Annotated in this window: 14 protein-coding genes; 10 read left to right on the top strand and 4 right to left on the bottom strand. The window is 62.4% G+C overall.

The features are described from left to right. Nucleotides 1-26: 26 nt before the first annotated feature. Nucleotides 27-578 carry a disulfide bond formation protein B gene (locus tag BMW74_RS05980; RefSeq protein ID WP_093415045.1) on the top strand — a complete coding sequence of 184 codons (552 nt, stop codon included), beginning with the start codon at nt 27-29 and terminating at the stop codon, nt 576-578. 179 nt (nt 579-757) lie between these two features. After that, nucleotides 758-1,219, top strand: a complete 462-nt coding sequence (rsd, locus tag BMW74_RS05975) for a sigma D regulator (RefSeq protein WP_093415042.1) — start codon at nt 758-760, stop codon at nt 1,217-1,219. Between the two features lie 66 nt (nt 1,220-1,285). Here rsd and BMW74_RS05970 read toward each other — a convergent pair whose 3' ends face one another. Further along, on the bottom strand, nt 1,286-1,951 hold the full coding sequence (locus BMW74_RS05970) for an FKBP-type peptidyl-prolyl cis-trans isomerase (protein ID WP_093415040.1): 666 nt from the start codon (nt 1,949-1,951) through the stop codon (nt 1,286-1,288). Nucleotides 1,952-2,143: 192 nt separating this feature from the next. Here BMW74_RS05970 and BMW74_RS05965 point away from each other — a divergent pair, with 192 nt between their 5' ends. Then, on the top strand, nt 2,144-3,211 hold the full coding sequence (locus BMW74_RS05965; protein WP_093415037.1) for an AlgP family protein: 1,068 nt from the start codon (nt 2,144-2,146) through the stop codon (nt 3,209-3,211). On the opposite strand, the gene BMW74_RS05960 is transcribed toward BMW74_RS05965, so the two are convergent. Next, complete coding sequence (locus BMW74_RS05960; RefSeq protein ID WP_093415034.1) at nt 3,208-3,672, bottom strand: TIGR02444 family protein; 465 nt, start codon at nt 3,670-3,672, stop codon at nt 3,208-3,210. The genes BMW74_RS05965 and BMW74_RS05960 overlap by 4 nt on opposite strands. A gap of 50 nt (nt 3,673-3,722) precedes the next feature. On the opposite strand from BMW74_RS05960, the gene BMW74_RS05955 reads away from it, so the two are divergent. The 5 genes from BMW74_RS05955 to BMW74_RS05935 all read left to right on the top strand — a co-directional run bounded on the left by BMW74_RS05955 (nt 3,723) and on the right by BMW74_RS05935 (nt 9,573). Continuing rightward, entirely contained in the window at nt 3,723-5,633 is a 1,911-nt protein-coding gene (locus tag BMW74_RS05955) for an ATP-binding cassette domain-containing protein (protein ID WP_093415031.1), read from the top strand. Beyond that, on the top strand, nt 5,633-6,214 hold the full coding sequence (locus tag BMW74_RS05950) for a mechanosensitive ion channel family protein (RefSeq protein WP_093415029.1): 582 nt from the start codon (nt 5,633-5,635) through the stop codon (nt 6,212-6,214). The genes BMW74_RS05955 and BMW74_RS05950 overlap by 1 nt, the downstream gene beginning before the upstream one ends. Nucleotides 6,215-6,328: 114 nt before the next feature. After that, a complete protein-coding gene (locus BMW74_RS05945) occupies nt 6,329-6,961 on the top strand; it encodes a LysE family transporter (RefSeq protein ID WP_093415027.1) in 633 nt (210 codons plus the stop codon). A 150-nt stretch (nt 6,962-7,111) separates the two neighbouring features. Then, nucleotides 7,112-9,010, top strand: coding sequence for an FTR1 family protein (locus BMW74_RS05940; protein WP_093415025.1), 1,899 nt, complete (start codon nt 7,112-7,114; stop codon nt 9,008-9,010). 107 nt (nt 9,011-9,117) lie between these two features. Next, nucleotides 9,118-9,573 (top strand): YaiI/YqxD family protein, encoded by a 456-nt coding sequence (locus BMW74_RS05935; RefSeq protein WP_093416049.1) that lies wholly within the window; start codon nt 9,118-9,120, stop codon nt 9,571-9,573. Between the two features lie 193 nt (nt 9,574-9,766). On the opposite strand, the gene elbB is transcribed toward BMW74_RS05935, so the two are convergent. Further along, nucleotides 9,767-10,435: an isoprenoid biosynthesis glyoxalase ElbB gene (gene elbB, locus BMW74_RS05930; RefSeq protein WP_093415022.1), complete on the bottom strand. Its 669-nt coding sequence runs from the start codon at nt 10,433-10,435 to the stop codon at nt 9,767-9,769. Nucleotides 10,436-10,549: 114 nt separating this feature from the next. Here elbB and BMW74_RS05925 point away from each other — a divergent pair, with 114 nt between their 5' ends. Beyond that, complete coding sequence (locus tag BMW74_RS05925; protein ID WP_093415019.1) at nt 10,550-11,785, top strand: sterol desaturase family protein; 1,236 nt, start codon at nt 10,550-10,552, stop codon at nt 11,783-11,785. Here BMW74_RS05925 and BMW74_RS05920 read toward each other — a convergent pair. Beyond that, complete coding sequence (locus BMW74_RS05920; protein WP_093415016.1) at nt 11,766-12,395, bottom strand: DedA family protein; 630 nt, start codon at nt 12,393-12,395, stop codon at nt 11,766-11,768. The two genes, BMW74_RS05925 and BMW74_RS05920, sit on opposite strands and share 20 nt — an antisense overlap. A 208-nt stretch (nt 12,396-12,603) precedes the next feature. Here BMW74_RS05920 and hemB point away from each other — a divergent pair, with 208 nt between their 5' ends. Further along, the gene (gene hemB / locus BMW74_RS05915; RefSeq protein WP_093415013.1) at nt 12,604-13,617 is read left to right on the top strand and encodes a porphobilinogen synthase; all 1,014 of its coding nucleotides are present in this window, start codon (nt 12,604-12,606) and stop codon (nt 13,615-13,617) included. The last annotated feature ends 16 nt before the right edge of the window (nt 13,618-13,633 follow it).

The raw sequence follows: 13,633 nt of genomic DNA, 5'->3' as shown, positions 1-13,633 counted from the left end.
CCTGTCTCTTCTGTTACGGATAAGCCATGTTTTTGGCCTGCTCACGATCCCTGTTTTTCATGGCTTTCCTCGCAGGAGCCATGGCCTTGGGCGCTTCGTACTACCTGGAGTACGCCATCGGGCTCAAACCTTGCGGGCTGTGTCTGTTGCAGCGATTGTTCTTGCTGCTGTACACGCTGGTTTGCATGGTTGCCGCCTTGCATGGGCCCGAGCGCAAGGGCTGCGTCATCTATTGGCTGTCGAGCCTGGTCTGCGCCATTGCAGGCGTGGCCACGGCGTGGCGCCAGGTGTTGTTGCAGGGCGATCCGGTCGAGCAACTGCTGGCGTGTTGGCCGGGTGAGCAACAAGACTTCGCGAACATGCCCTGGCTGTGTGTGCTCAAGCAGCTATTTGACGGCAATGTCGACTGCGCGCAGGTCACCTGGTCGCTGTTTGACCTGAGTATCCCGGAGTGGAGCTTGCTGTTCTTTGTCGCGACCATGATCCTGGGTGTCTATCAGACCTTTCGGCTGACCTATTGCGCTTTTCAGGCACCATCCAGCGGCGAGTCGTCGCACCAGGAGATGGGAGCCGATTAAACACTTGTATGAACTTTCTCTCCTGCGTACCTTGAAGCTGTTGGCGTGCGAGCATAATCTGGCCCGCACGTGTTATTTGGATTCATGTTGTATCGATGATGCTTTGCCTGAGCAAAAACTTGGTTTCAAGTCTTGCGGCAAGTGCGATCAGCATTACCCATAAGGGAAGAGAGATCACCATGCTCGAAAGTTGTCAGAATGCTCAGGAACGCTGGGGTGGGGTGCATCTGCTGATCGATCGTTGGTTGCAGGAACGTCACGAACTGGTTCGAGCCTTTGATGCTCTCGGGGCCAAGCCTGAAGCACTGGGGGAAAACCGCCAGCGCTTGCAGGAGTTCTGTGGCGTGTTGGTCGACTATGTCTCCGCCGGCCACTTCGAGATCTACGAACAACTCACTGGCGAGGCCAAGGCGTTCAACGACAAGCGTGGGCTGGAGCTGGCCGAAACCATTTACCCACGTATCGACGTCATCACCGAGAAGCTGTTGGCGTTCAACGATCTGTGCGATGCCGGCAAGTGTGTCGCCGACAAGTTCAAGGAGCTGGGTGGCTTGCTGCACGAGCGCTTCGAGCTGGAAGATTGCCTGATCGAAGTGTTGCACACGGCACACAAGCAAGAAGAGGCCGTGGCACAGGCTTGAGTCTTGAGCGATCACGAACGCCAAAACGGTGCGCATTGCGCACCGTTTTTCGTTTGGCTCACTTGATCAGCCGGCGACGCCCAGCAGTTCGACTTCAAACACCAGGGGGGTGAAGGGGGCAATCAGGTCGCCTGCACCGTCGGCGCCATAGGCTTGTGCCGATGGAATCACCAGCCGCCATTTCGCACCGACTGGCATCTGTTGCAACGCACTGCGCCAGCCGCTGATCACGCTGTCGAGACTGAACCACTGTGCCTGCTCGTTCTGATCGAACACCGTGCCATCGGCAAGCCTGCCCGTGTAGCGAACCTGCACCTTGCCATTGGGCCCGGCCTTGGCGCCGGTGCCGGGCGCCAGTTCGGTCAACAGGATGCCATCAGCCAGTTCACGAACGCCGGGCCGGGACTTCTCGGCGGCCAGGAACCGCTGTTCTTTTTGCAGGGCAACTTCGGTTTGAGGCACGGCAGGTTGCTCGGCAATCCGGGCTTCGTGATCGGCCAGGATCTGCTCGATCTGCGGGTCCTTCAACGCCAGCGGCTTGCCCTGGTAAGCCTGTTGCAGACCTTCGAGCAGCGCCTGGATCTGCAAGTCGGGAACCTCCTGGCGCAGACGCTCACCCAGGCTTGCCCCCAGGCTGTACGCAAGATCATGGGCTTCATTTTGCGGGGTCTTTTCAGCGCCATGGGCCATCGAGAACATCACGCACAAGGGTAAAAAAAGATAACGCGACATGGGCGTTCTCCAGCCTGAGATGGGCCCGATTATGCCAGTCGGAATGCCTTGGCCGGTGAACTGCTTTGATCGGTGCGCCGAACATTTGTGGTTGGGTGCAACGCATGGCAATCGATACTGTCAACATGCCCTAGCGGCAGTAGCAGCAGAGGTCTAGTATGAGCCGCACTCACGTCAGCCAGGAGGTAAACCATGTCGGCGAAAAAGAAGCCTGTAAATACTCCGTTGCACTTACTCCAACAACTCTCGGGCAGCCTGCTCGAGCACTTGGAAACCGCTTGCTCGCAAGCCTTGGCTGATGCTGAAAAACTGCTTGCCAAGTTGGAGAAACAACGCGGTAAAGCGCAGGAAAAACTGCACAAGTCTCGTACCAAATTGCAGGACGCCGCGGCGTCCGGCAAAGCCAAGGCTCAGTCCAAGGCCAAGGGTGCGGTCCAGGACCTTGAAGACGTACTTGATGCACTCAAGGATCGTCAGTCCGAAACACGTAATTACATTCTGCAGCTCAAGCGCGATGCCCAGGAAAGCCTGAAACTGGCCCAGGGTGTTGGTCGCGTGAAGGAAGCCGTTGGCAAGGCACTGAGCCTGCGTTCGGCGAAGCCCGCCGCAACGACGGCGGCGAAGAAGCCGGCGGCCAAACCCGTGGCCGCCAAGCCAGCGGTAAAAGCAGCCGCCAAGCCTGCCGCCAAGGCACCGGTCAAATCGGTAGCCAAGCCAGCGGCCAAGCCCGCGGTAAAAACGGCTGCGGCGAAACCGGCAGCCAAGCCAGTCGCCAGACCGGTAGCCGCTAAAGCTGCTGCCAAGCCGGTGGCAAAAACTGCCGCGAAGCCGGTTGCCAAAGCGGCGGCCGCCAAGCCTGCTGCCAAGCCCGCAGCCACGAAAACTGCAGCCGCCAAACCGGCCGCTAAACCAGCGGCCAAGCCTGCTGCGAAACCTGCCGTTGCCAAGGCACCCGCCAAAGCACCGGCCAAGGCGGTTGCCAAACCAGCGGTCAAGCCAGCGGCGAAACCGGCTGCCAAGCCAGCGTCTGCCAGTGCTGCAAAACCTGCGGTGAAACCGGTTGCCGCCAAGCCTGCGGCTAAACCAGCGGTCAAAAAGCCGGTCGCGGCTAAACCCGCGCCTGCCAAGCCTGCTGTTGCAAAGCCTGCAGCCGCACCCGTGGCGGCCAAGCCGGCAGCCGTTGCGCCAGCACCCGCAGCAAGCACCCCGGCCGCTTCGCCTGCCCCGGCGATTGCCAGCACCCCGACCAGCGCTTCCTAAGGCCCGGTCATCGCGGCGCGCAGCTGATGCAGCGCGTCGCGGTCCAGGTTGGCGGCGCTCGCCGCCAATCCTTCTAGCCAGGCGGCCAGGTCTTGCGCTTGCCCCAGTGGCCAGGCGTGTGTCGACATTTGCAGGCGCAGCAATAGCTGTCGCTCAGCCTCCAGTTCCAGTGCCTTGACTTGCGTTCGCAAGGTCGCGAGATCCGCGTCCGATGCCGCGGCCATTTTCCATTGCCGGCGCAATTGTCGCAGCGGCTCCACGACATCGGTTGACCAGGGTCCGGCCACCTCTCGAAGTTGTTGCAGGCGATGCGCCGTGCATTCGACCCCGCGCTGCCCCAGCCAGCCAGCACACAACAGCAGGCATACGTTAGCCCCCGCGGCCTGCAATGCCAGGCAGGCGTGTTCCACGCCCGGACGGGCGTAGGTCGTGAGGGAAAAGCTCCACAGGTCAGAGGACATAGTGCTACTCGCGCCAGTTGCGAGCGAAGCTGGTAGACTCCGCCGCCATTATGATTCGACTTCAGAACCTGACTTTACAGCGTGGCCCGCAACGTCTGCTAGAAGACGCCGAGCTGACCCTGCATGCCGGCCACAAAGCCGGCCTCATCGGTGCCAACGGCGCCGGCAAATCGAGCCTGTTTGCCTTGCTTCTGGGTGAACTGCACCCCGACTCGGGTGACTGCTTCTTGCCGGCTGACTGGCGCATCGCCCACATGCGCCAGGAGATCGACACCCTCGATCGCATTGCCGTCGACTACGTGCTCGATGGCGACCTGCGCCTGCGTGAGGTGCAACGCGACCTTGCCGCCGCCGAAGCGGCCCATGACGGCAGTGCCCAGGCTCGCCTGCACTCGGAACTCGACAGCGCCGACGGCTACACCGCCGACGCTCGCGCCCGCAAGTTGCTCGCGGGGCTGGGGTTCACCAACGATCAGATGGATCGCCCGGTCGCGGACTTCTCCGGTGGCTGGCGGATGCGCCTGAACCTGGCGCAGGCATTGATGTGCCCGTCCGACCTGTTGCTGCTCGATGAACCCACCAACCACTTGGACCTGGACGCCATCATCTGGCTGGAAGAGTGGCTCAAGAGTTACCCGGGCACCTTGTTGCTGATTTCCCACGACCGTGACTTCCTCGACGCCGTGGTCGATCACGTGGCGCACGTCGATCAGCGCAAGATCACCCTGTATCGCGGCGGCTACTCGGCGTTCGAGCGGGCGCGTGCCGAACGTCTGGCCCAGCAGCAGCAAGCCTACGAGAAGCAGCAGGCGCAACGTGCGCACATGGAAAGCTACATCGCCCGCTTCAAGGCCCAGGCCACGAAGGCCCGCCAGGCCCAGAGCCGGATCAAGGCGCTGGAGCGGATGGAAGAGTTGTCGGCCGCCCACGTCGATTCGCCGTTCGACTTCGTGTTCCGTGAGTCGACGAAAATCTCCAGCCCATTGATCGACTTGTCCGATGCCCGCCTGGGTTATGGCGACAAGACCATCCTGGAGAAGGTCAAGCTGCAACTGACTCCCGGCGCCCGCATCGGCCTGCTGGGCCCCAATGGTGCAGGCAAGTCGACCCTGATCAAGAACCTCTCGGGTGAGTTGGAGCCGCTGGCCGGTCGCCTGACCCGTGGCGAGAACACCGTGGTGGGCTACTTTGCCCAACATCAGTTGGACTCCCTGGATTCCAAGGCCAGCCCGCTGTTGCACTTGCAACGCCTGGCGCCAAGCGAGCGCGAACAGACCCTGCGCGACTTCCTCGGTGGTTTCGACTTCCGTGGCGCGCGGATCGACGAGCCGGTGCTGAACTTCTCCGGGGGCGAAAAAGCCCGCCTGGCGCTGGCATTGATCGCCTGGGGCCGGCCGAACCTGTTGCTGCTCGACGAACCGACCAACCACCTGGACCTGGAAATGCGCCTGGCACTGACCATGGCCCTGCAGGAGTTCAGTGGCGCGGTGTTGGTGGTCTCTCACGATCGTCATTTGCTCAAGAGCACCACCGATAACTTCTTCCTGGTTGCCGATGGCAAGGTCGAAGAGTTCGATGGTGACCTGGAGGACTACGCCCGCTGGCTGGTGGAGTATCGCCAGCGCAACGCGCCGGTCAACAACTCGCCGGTCAACCCGGACAAGACCGACAAGAAAGCCCAGCGCCAGGCCGCTGCTGCTTTGCGTCAGCAATTGGCCCCGCACAAGCGCGAAGCCGACAAGCTGGAAGCCGAACTGGGCAAGCTGCACGAAAAGCTGGCCAAGATCGACACCGGCTTGGGCGACAGCGACATCTACGAACCGGCGCGCAAAAATGAACTGCGCGACCTGTTGGCCGAGCAGGCCAAGCTCAAGGTGCGTGAAGCCGAGCTGGAGGAGGCGTGGATGGAAGCCCTGGAGCTGTTGGAAGGCATGCAGGCGGAGCTGGAGGCGCTGTCTTGATGGAGGCCTTCAAGCTGCCGCTACCGGCCGAGTGGGTCGAGCCGGTCTGGCTCGGTGTACAGATCTTGCTGATCCTGCTGGCTGGCTACCTGACGCAGCGTTTCGTGGCCAAAGGGCTGACCCGTCTTGGCGAGCGCTATCCGTTCCCGCCGCAGTTGCTGATGCCACTGCGCGGGGGGCTGCGCTGGCTGATCATGGGCAGCGCCTTGATCTTCGTGCTGGAGCGCCTGGGGGTTTCGGCGACGGTACTGTGGACGGCCCTGTCCGGGTTTGTCGCGGTAGCGGCCGTGGCATTCTTCGCCATGTGGAGCGTGCTGTCGAACCTGCTGTGCGCGATCCTGATCTTCACCGTCGGGCCGTTCCGCATCGGTGACGTGGTCGAGTTGGTGGACACGCTCGACAAGCCCGGGGTCAAGGGCCGGGTGGTGGCGATCAACCTGCTCTACACCACGCTGATCGAAGCCGAAGAACTCGGTACCGGCAGCGCCATGGTGCAAGTGCCCAACAGCCTGTTCTTCCAGCGCTCGGTGCGACGTTGGCGCGGCAGCGATGTGTTCCCCTCCAGCGGCTTCGAAAAGTAGCCAGACGCCCAGCGACGTTGCGCGACAGCGGCAGATCCCGAGAAAAATCGGTGGTCAAGCGCGAGCCGGCGAATTAGCTTAGGCGTCTGTCACGAGTCTTTGTCGAGGTGTGCGATGGTGCTTGAAACATGGTTGGCCTTTTTTGCCGCCTGTTGGGTGATCAGTCTTTCCCCGGGAGCGGGTGCCATTGCCTCGATGTCCAGCGGCCTGCGCTACGGCTTCTGGCGTGGCTACTGGAACGCCCTGGGCCTGCAATTGGGCCTGGCGCTGCAGATTGCGATTGTCGCGGCGGGGGTCGGGGCGATTCTCGCGGCCTCGGCCACCGCGTTCTATGCCATCAAGTGGTTTGGCGTGGCGTACCTGGTGTACCTCGCCGTCAAGCAATGGCAGGCCTTGCCCAGCAACCTGGAAGACGATGCCGCGGTGCGGCCAATCGGCAAGCCGATGGCACTGGTGTTCCGGGGGTTTCTGGTGAACATCAGCAACCCCAAGGCGCTGGTGTTCATGTTGGCGGTGCTGCCGCAGTTCATTGACCCGCATGCGCCGCTGGTGGCGCAGTACCTGATTCTGGGGGCGACCATGATCTGCGTCGACCTGGTGGTGATGGCCGGCTACACAGGGTTGGCGTCCAAGGTGTTGCGCCTGCTGCGCACGCCCAAGCAGCAGAAGCGCATGAATCGCACCTTTGCCGGTTTGTTCATCGGTGCTGCCGCGTTCATGGCGACGCTACGCAGGGCCGCGATGTAAGCCGCTACCGGCCACTGAAGAAGGCGACCCGAAAGGGTCGCCTTCTTCGTTTGTGGGCATTGGTAACGAAGGGAGGGCGCGACAAAGCTTGAGCTGAAGGCGTCGGATGTGAACAATGTGTTACTTCTTATTTCCATTTGAGATTCATTCATGACTGCCCCGTCCCGTTTCCTGGCCTGGCTGGTCCTTCCGTTGTTGGCGCTGTGCAGTTCCAATCTGCTGGCCGGCACCGTGGAAGGCGCTCCTCAAGCCCTGCATGTGCTCGACTACATCGGTGCCGACTACCCGGCCACGGTCGAGGCGGGGCAGGTGATCGATGCCGGTGAGTACCAGGAGCAACTGGAATTCCTGAAGGCGCTGCAAGGCGTGCTCGCGGCATTGCCGGCCAAGCCACAGAAGGCTGAGCTGGAGCAGGGCGTGTTGGCGTTGCAGCAGGCCGTCAGCGAGCGCCAGGATGGCGCCAGTGTAGCCCGCCAGGCGCGGCAGTTGGGGGCGAAGCTGGCGGTGGCCTATGAGATCAGCCAGACGCCGGTCATCACCCCGGACCCATTGCGCGGTGCTCCGCTGTACGCCCAGCACTGTTCGGTGTGCCACGGCACCACGGGCGTTGGCGATGGCCCCGCAGGCGTGGGCCTGACCCCCGCCCCGGCGAACCTGCGTGATGGCGCGCGCCAGGCGCATTTGAGCCTCTATGCGATCTACAGCACCCTTGGGCAGGGCATTGAAGGCACGGACATGCCGGCGTTTGCCGATCAGCTCGACGAGCGCCAGCGTTGGGACCTGGCCACCTACATCGCCAGCTTCAGCGCCGACCCGGCGGCAACCCAAGGCGCCAAGACCTACAACCTCGCCGACCTGGCGCGCCAAACCCCGGCACAAGTGCTGGAGGCTGAAGGCCCCGAGGCCGAGGCCGCCTTCCGTGCCCAGCGGGCCCAGCCACCTCAGGTCAAGCGTGCCCCGGGGCAATTGCTCGACTATACCGCCGCGACCCTGGACAAGAGCCTCGCGGCCTACCGCGCCGGCGAGCACGACCAGGCCTATGACCTGTCGGTGGCCGCGTACCTGGAAGGTTTCGAGCTGGTCGAAAGCTCCCTGGACAACGTCGACGCCAAGGTGCGCAAGGACACGGAAAAATCCCTGATGGCCTACCGTCAGTCGTTGCAGGACGGCTTGCCGGTCGAACAGGCCGAGCAGCGCCTGGAGGCGGCCAAGGCCCAGTTGAAAGCATCAGCCGCGCTGTTGGGCAACGATGGCCTGAGCTGGTCCCTGAGCTACCTCTCCGGCCTGTTGATCCTGCTGCGCGAGGGGCTGGAGGCGATTCTGGTGCTGGCCGCGATCCTCGCGTTCCTGCGCAACACTGGCCAGCAATCGGCGGTGCGCGGTGTCAACGTCGGCTGGGGCCTGGCGTTGCTGGCGGGGCTGGGGACCTGGGCGCTGGCGGCGTATGTGATCGATGTCAGCGGGTCTCAGCGTGAACTGCTGGAGGGGGCGACGGCACTGTTTGCCAGCGTCATGGTGCTGTGGCTCGGGGTATGGATGCACGATCGCCGCCACGCGGCCGCCTGGCAGGACTACATCAAGAGCAGCCTGGTGGGCGGCGGCGGACGTTTCGGGTTTGCGACCCTGGCGTTCTTCTCGGTGTATCGCGAGTTGTTTGAAGTGATCCTGTTCTACGAAACCCTGTGGTTGCAGGCCGGTCCTGCCGGGCACAACGCGGTATTGGCCGGTGGCGCCACGGCGCTGGTGTTGCTGGTGGGCCTGGCCTGGGTGATTTTGCGTGGCTCGGCCAAGTTGCCGCTGGCACTGTTCTTCGGCATCAATGCGGCGTTGCTGTGTGCGTTGTCGGTGGTGTTTGCCGGGCATGGCGTCAAAGCCCTGCAGGAGGCGGGGATCTTTGGCACCCGTCCCGTACCGTTCTTTGACTTCGACTGGCTGGGGATCCACGCGGATGCCTACTCGCTCGGCGCGCAGGCGGTGGCGATCATTGCGATTGTCGTGTTGTACAGCCGCAGTCGTTTGGCCGAGAAGCGGCGGGTGGCGGTTTCCTAACGCGTTCGCTGCGCTCACAATCGCGGGCAGGCTTACTCCCACGGGCATTGAGTGCCCCCCTGTGGGAGCGAGCCTGCTCGCGAAGTGTTTGATTGAGGGAAATGAAGATGCGTGTCTGGATCGATGCCGACGCCTGCCCCCGGGCCGCGAAGGATCTGGTGGTGAAGTTTGCCCTCAAGCGTCAGTTCGAGGTAGTGCTGGTAGCGGGTCAGCCGCAGATCAAGCCCGGCCTGGCCCTGGTCAAGTTGATCGTGGTGCCCAGTGGCCCGGATGCGGCCGATGACTACCTGGTGGAACACGCCGTGCCGGGTGAGTTGGTGATTTGCAGCGATGTGCCGCTGGCTGACCGGCTGGTGAAGAAGGGCGTTGCCGCGCTGGACCCGCGAGGCAAGGAGTTCGATGCACAGAACATGGGCGATCGCCTGGCGGTGCGTAACCTGTTCACCGAGCTGCGGGAACAAGGGCAGGCCGGCGGTGGGCCCGCGCCTTTCAGCGAGCGGGACAAGCAGGCATTTGCCAATGCGCTGGACCGGATCCTGACCCGGTTGTCGCGCCAGTCCTGAGCCTGGCACTGCGCCGCTATCGCGAGCAGGCTCGCTCCCTCAGGGGATTGAACTTGGGCGCAGGTGTTGAGTTCGCAGGAAACCATTGTGGGAGCGAGCCTGCTCGCGAAGACGGCGGCCCATTCAACAGGGATGTCGCCTGATCCACCGCTATCGCGAATAGGCTCGCTCCCACAAAGTCCGATCGGTGGTGTCAGGCCTGATGGTCGTGGGTCAGTTCCAGCACCCGATCCACCAGCTTGTTGATCCCCGACGCCACGTCGCCGATCGATTGCGCGAGCATGTAGGCCGGGGTGCTGACCAGTTTGCGTGCCTTGTCTTCGATGATGTCGGTCACGGCACAGTCCACGTGGGTGGCGCCCATTTTGCTCATGGCGGCCGCCGTGTCGCTGTCATTGCCGATGGTGCAGGTGACGCCCGGCCCGTAGATCTTCGCGGCCAGGGCCGGGGAGATGCAGATCAGGCCCACTGGCTTGCCCGCTTCGGCAAAGGCTTCGGCCAGGGCCAGGACCTCTGGCTGCACGGTGCAGCCGGCACCTTCGACGGCAAAGTTGGACAGGTTCTTGGCGGCGCCAAACCCTCCGGGCACGATCAGCGCGTCGAAGTCCTCGACGTTGGCTTCGCGCAGGTCCTGCACCTGGCCGCGGGCAATGCGCGCCGATTCGACCAGCACGTTGCGTGATTCAGGCATTTCTTCGCCGGTCAGGTGGTTGACCACATGCATTTGCGCGATGTCGGGGGCAAAGCACTGGACCTGCGCCCCACGCTGGTCCAGGCGTAGCAGGGTGATCACGCTTTCATGGATCTCGGCGCCGTCATAGACGCCACAGCCGGAAAGTATCACTGCAACTTTTTTGCTCATGGGCTCTTCTCCAGGTTCATGGCGCTAAATGTCCCCTAATTTGTCACCTGTTGCCATAGGGATATTGGCTCGCCAGGCCTAATCTTTTACGAATCATTATGATCAGGCCGCGCCATGAACCTCATCCTGTTTGCCGTGCCGTTTTTCCTGGTGCTGATTGCCATTGAATGCCTGGCGGACCGTTGGCGCGGGGTCAGTCATTATCGGCTCGCAGACTCGATCAACAGCCTCAGCGCGGGGGTGCTTTCGACCACCACCGGCCTGCTGACAAAAGGACTGGGGTTGGTGACCTACGGCTTTGCGCTCGAACACCTGGCGGTGTTCGAGTTGTCGGCAGACAGTCTGTGGGTCTGGGCGCTGGCCTTTGTGCTGTATGACTTTTGTTACTACTGGCTGCATCGCCTGGGGCATGAGCGCAACATCCTGTGGGCGGCGCACCTGGTGCACCATCAAAGCGAGGAATACAACCTCTCCACGGCCCTGCGCCAGACCAGCACCGGTTTTCTGCTGGGCTGGATCTTCTACCTGCCGATGGCGGTGCTGGGGGTGCCGCTACTGGTGTTCGTCGGGGTGGCGGCAATGAACCTGCTGTACCAGTTCTGGGTGCATACCCAGCACATCCCCAAGCTTGGCTGGTTCGAGTGGTTCTTCGTGACCCCGTCCAACCACCGGGCGCATCACGCCCAGAACGCGCTGTACATGGATCGCAACTACGGCGGGGTGTTCATCCTCTGGGATCGTTTGTTTGGCTCGTTTCAGGAAGAGGATGACAACGAGCCGGTGGTGTTCGGCGTGACCACGCCACTGGCCAGTTGGAACCCGTTGTGGGCCAACGTGCAGTTCTATGCCCAGTTATGGGCTGATGCACGGCGGGCGGAGCGAGGGTGGGACAAGCTGCGGATCTGGTTCATGCGTACCGGCTGGCGCCCGGCGGACGTGGCGCGCAAATACCCGATGGACAAGCCGGACCTGAGCCGCTTTCGCAAGTTCGAAGTGCCCCTGGACGGCCGCGTGCAACGGTATGTTGCGCTGCAGTTCTGCGGGTATGTCGCGCTGGGTAGCTATTTGATGGGCGTTGAGTCGCAACTGCCGACCGCGGCCCTGGTGCTGGGCTGGGGGGCTATGGCGTGGGGGCTGTTCGTGCTGGGCATGACCCTGGAAAATCGTGCGCTGGCCCTGAGGCTGGAGTGGCTGCGACTGGCCTCGAACCTGCCGCTGATGGGCCTGGCGCCGCTGGTCGGATTGTGGCCGGCCAGCCTGCCGGCCTGGATTGCGCTGGTGGCCTACAGCCTGCTGAGTGTCGTGGCGCTTTACCGCTGTAAAGATCGCTTCACTCGACGGGCGTCTTAGTCTCGCTGGCTTGCTGGGCCTTCAAGGCGGCCTGTTCGTCGGCGTAGACCTGCTTGGCCAGGCGGGCATTCTTGAAGCGCCGGCGTAGCCACAGGAGCAAGCCAATGACCAGCAGGGCGCCGAGTACCCACAACTCGTACTTCTTGACGCTGCCCAGCATGCCTTCGAGCACCGCGCCGAAGTGATAGGCCGCCGCCGCCAGGGCAGTGGCCCAGATCGCAGCGCCGATGCCGTTGAGAATCAGGTAGCGTCCTGGCGGGTAGCCGGACAGGCCGATGGCCACGGGCATCACCGTGCGCAGGCCATAGACGAAGCGAAAGCTCAGGACCCAGATATCCGGGTGCTTGCGAATGTGCTCCAGTGCCCGGTCACCCATCAACTGCCAGCGTGGTTTGCGTGCCAGCAATTTGCGCCCGTGCTTACGTCCCAGGAAGTACCACAGCTGATCACCGGCATAGCTGCCGCAGAACGCCACGACCACCACCAGGTTGATATCCATGTATCCGCGAAACGCCAGGAAGCCCGCGAGCACCAAAATGGTTTCGCCTTCGAAGAACGTGCCAAGGAAAAGGGCAAAGTAACCAAAGTCATTCAGAAGTTGCTGGAGCATTGTCTGGGTGCTGGCGAAATGAACGCGCAGCCTAACGCTTCGGGCCCCTAGAGGAAAGTATCCAAATGTGTCTCGACGTGAACAATTCCTACAAGGACAATGGAATGCGACTACCTGTCGCAGGGCTGAGCATAACTGTCATGTGTTCGTCATAATGGCCGCTTATAACTGTCACGCTCGCCCGCCAGCACGGGCTCTGGAGTCTGCCGTGAGCTTTACCCCCGCCAATCGTTTGTTTCCCGCCACCCGCCTGCGTCGCAACCGACGCGATGAGTTTTCCCGGCGCCTGGTGCGTGAACACGTCCTGACCACCAATGACCTGATTCTGCCGGTGTTCGTGCTCGACGGTGAGAATCGTCGCGAAGCCGTGGCCTCGATGCCGGGCGTCGAACGCCTGACCATCGACCTGCTGCTTGAAGAAGCCGCACAGTGGGTCGAATTGGGTATCCCGGCGGTCGCGCTGTTCCCGGTGACCCCGACCGAACTCAAGTCCCTGGACGCCGCCGAGGCGTGGAACCCGGACGGCATCGCCCAGCGCGCCACCCGCGCCCTGCGTGCCCGTTTCCCGGAGTTGGGGGTGATCACTGACGTTGCCCTGGACCCGTTCACCACCCACGGCCAGGACGGGATCCTGGATGAAGACGGCTATGTGCAGAACGACATCACGGTCGACGCGCTGGTCAAGCAAGCCTTGTCCCATGCCGCTGCCGGCGCCCAGGTGGTGGCCCCATCCGACATGATGGACGGTCGCATCCAGGCCATCCGCGAGGCACTGGAGCTGGCCGATCACGTCAATGTGCGGATCATGGCTTACTCGGCCAAGTACGCCAGTGCCTACTACGGTCCGTTCCGTGACGCAGTCGGTTCGGCGCTGAACCTGGGCAAGGCGAACAAGGCGTCCTATCAAATGGACCCGGCCAACGGCAACGAAGCCCTGCATGAAGTGGCCAGTGACTTGTCAGAAGGCGCAGACATGGTCATGGTCAAGCCAGGCATGCCGTACCTGGATATTCTTTATCGGGTCAAAGAAGAATTTAAAGTGCCAACCTTTGTCTATCAGGTTAGCGGTGAATACGCCATGCACATGGCGGCGATCCAGAATGGCTGGTTGAGCGAAGGGGTGATCCTTGAGTCCCTGACCGCTTTTAAACGTGCCGGCGCCGATGGCATCCTCACTTACTTTGCCGTACGTGCCGCTCAATTGTTACGAGAGCAAAAATAGCCCTCCCAGGAACATT

This window comes from Pseudomonas sp. ok272, assembly GCF_900109995.1.
GTDB lineage: Bacteria > Pseudomonadota > Gammaproteobacteria > Pseudomonadales > Pseudomonadaceae > Aquipseudomonas.
This window is presented reverse-complemented; position numbering and strand designations above follow the sequence as displayed.